The sequence below is a fragment of the Oligoflexus sp. genome (assembly GCF_035638955.1).
Lineage (GTDB): Bacteria > Bdellovibrionota_B > Oligoflexia > Oligoflexales > Oligoflexaceae > Oligoflexus.
The window spans coordinates 1-2,525 of the sequence record NZ_DASQYZ010000225.1; the positions used below are offsets into that span (position 1 = coordinate 1).

General features: G+C 47.7%; 2 protein-coding genes. Both read right to left on the reverse strand.

All coding sequences use genetic code 11. The annotated features are described in order from the left end of the window. Nucleotides 1-742: 742 nt before the first annotated feature. Entirely contained in the window at nt 743-1,618 is an 876-nt protein-coding gene (locus VE954_RS21395; RefSeq protein ID WP_324956562.1) for a hypothetical protein, read from the reverse strand. A 255-nt stretch (nt 1,619-1,873) separates the two neighbouring features. Beyond that, nucleotides 1,874-2,326 (reverse strand): hypothetical protein, encoded by a 453-nt coding sequence (locus tag VE954_RS21400; RefSeq protein ID WP_324956564.1) that lies wholly within the window; start codon nt 2,324-2,326, stop codon nt 1,874-1,876. Between the last annotated feature and the right edge of the window lie 199 nt (nt 2,327-2,525).

Here is a 2,525-nt window from a genome sequence, read left to right on the forward strand (position 1 = left end):
CTATGGAACTGACAAGATTTGATGGGGTCAGGCGTCTCAAAAAGCAGGTTCGCGAGGTACTTGCGGAGATAATCACACAGGAAGCAGCTTAACTTAAGGGCGGTGAGGTTTCAGGGCTGAAATCGCGCAAGCGCTGAGTAAATAGCCAATAATCGACATCCTGATATAGGAAACTGGATCGACCGATGGTCGTCCACCTTTTCTGTAAGAGCTTTGCGTCAGCTCGCGGACAAAATCGGAATCGATCTGCTTATCGATTTTCCTCAAAATATGGCTATCGGGAATTAGCCGAGATAGGGATTTTGACGGCCCAGTGAACTGCAATCCTTGCATAATGCACCTCGTAAGTCTTCTTGACTTCGAAGCTAAAGATATCGATCTGAAATTATTAGTAAAGTGTAGGAAATAACCATTTTTGCAACAGCGCCCAGGGTATTTGTCGCTTCCCAAAACTCAGCTGCTGGAAGCCAGCAAAACCGCATCGTTCCAGTGACAAAACGCATGACAAAATCAAAGTGTCAAGACCTGCCCTATCTCAACGAGTTTTGTCGCTGCCCCACGTCTGCAAAGGATTTACCGTCAGCTTTGCCGCTCATGACAGCGATGTTCATTCTGAGCCAAAAATGACGAAAATAAAACCCCGCCCATTAGTCTTAGAATCCTTTTCCCGCAAATGTTTCACGGCTTGTTGCCTGAATCCATACTATGGGCTGGCACATTCTTTAACGCCCCTGTCCCCTGCTCAGAAAAGAATTTTAAATCGACTGTCCCGCATCAGCTTGCGAGTCTCCGGAGTAAGGTGAGGATTGTCTAGAAAGATGTGCTGACGTTTGGGAATGTGCAGCTTATTCAACTGCGGTTGAAAAAATCGGTCGAAGAAAGCGTCGTACCCACCGTTCCGCAAAAGAATAGTAAATCCAGTCTCCAGCCTGTGGATTAGGGCACGATTCTCCCGGTTTACGAAGAAATAATTGGGCTGGGGATAAATTATGAGCACATTCTCTTCCAGAACCATGTGTGGATGGGCAAACCGCTGCAATTCCTGTTCAACCTCGCCAACGCCCCGGAGAAAACAATCGAAGCGCCGATTGACGAGCATCGGGAAAAGGCCTTCGTAACGAACTGAGGTCACGACGAGAAGTTGGGCATGCTTCAGCACCTGAACATCGGGCCAAGATTCACCGAGTCCAAAACGAACCGTTTGCAAGTCCATTACAGATTTGATGTTGCGAAACATGGCTCGATTGTCCCGATGGATGAGGCAGACTCGGTAGCCTATCACTCCTTTGTCAGTTGGAGTGCGAATAGGATATAGCCTTGATTCCCGATCAATATCTGTCGCGATCGAAACAATATCAAGAGTCCGGCGGTTTTCCAATTCTGACATCGCCCGCTTTTGTTCCATGGGAACACTTTTGATAAGTTCATAACTTCCAAACTCTTCACGAGTCGCGTCCAGGATGATCTTGAGTAGAGGGACGGCTTCGCCCCCAGTGGCCCAGTTACGCTCCCAGAGAATGATGCGCTGTGGAGATTTTCTCGTGCTGGCGTGTAGGGAAATGCCGCACATGAAAGACAGGAGAATGCTTAACAAAATGTGGAGCGCGTATCTCTCCAAGATCATTCACCAAATCTAGAGCAGACTTAATTTATTGACGCATCAAGAGGCTGAACGATCTGGGGCTTTTTTGCAATTAAAAAAAGGAGCGGAGCGTCGGATAAATGCGGATGACATGGCAATCCTTTACAGACAAGTGCTCCAGGACAAATGGTGGGTTATTTAACGAATCCCGACCATCCTCCGATTCCGCACAAATCCTTATCCGAATTGGCCTTCACAAGGATATGGCGGAAATTTCTAGAATCCTGACCGCTATCCCTTACCGCTACCCCCATGGGTCTGAAGGACTAAACTATCTATCCTCTCGCAGTCCAGGCTCCGAAGTCTTTTCAGCTCTTCATCAATCCAGTTCACATCCTGCCCCAGGCTCATAAGGGTTTCCTTGCATTCAGCAACCCTATCCTCGCCCTTTTCATACCAGCATCGACCGCCGAGCACGGCATCTTTAATAAATTCAAGCCACGCCCTGGCGCTTGTGTTTGCGTCCGCAACGGCGAGCTCCGGATGCTGCTGCTCAAACTTTTTTCTGCCCAACTTTTTTTTAAGTTGCCGGACGGTTTCATGATCAAGGATTTCCTGTAGCTCCTTCTGATGCTCGGCCGGTATATACCAGGCATCCTCCTCTTTCACCCATCGTCCCCCCATCCCTTCGATGCGATTCCTGATGGAGAACGAATTGCCTTCCAGCTTAATTTCACAGGACATGGCGCTATCCTCCGTTATGGTGTTTGTTTCGTATGGAAAAATGATTAACGATACGCTGATCGAACTCAATCCTATCTTTGGCTGAGGACTCGGACCATACCCATTTGAATTTTATCCGTAGTCCTGCATAGAGACCTGCCCTGATCACTTTCATTTTTTCCGCATCTGACAAATTCTGGCATTTTAGTTTAAATTGAAG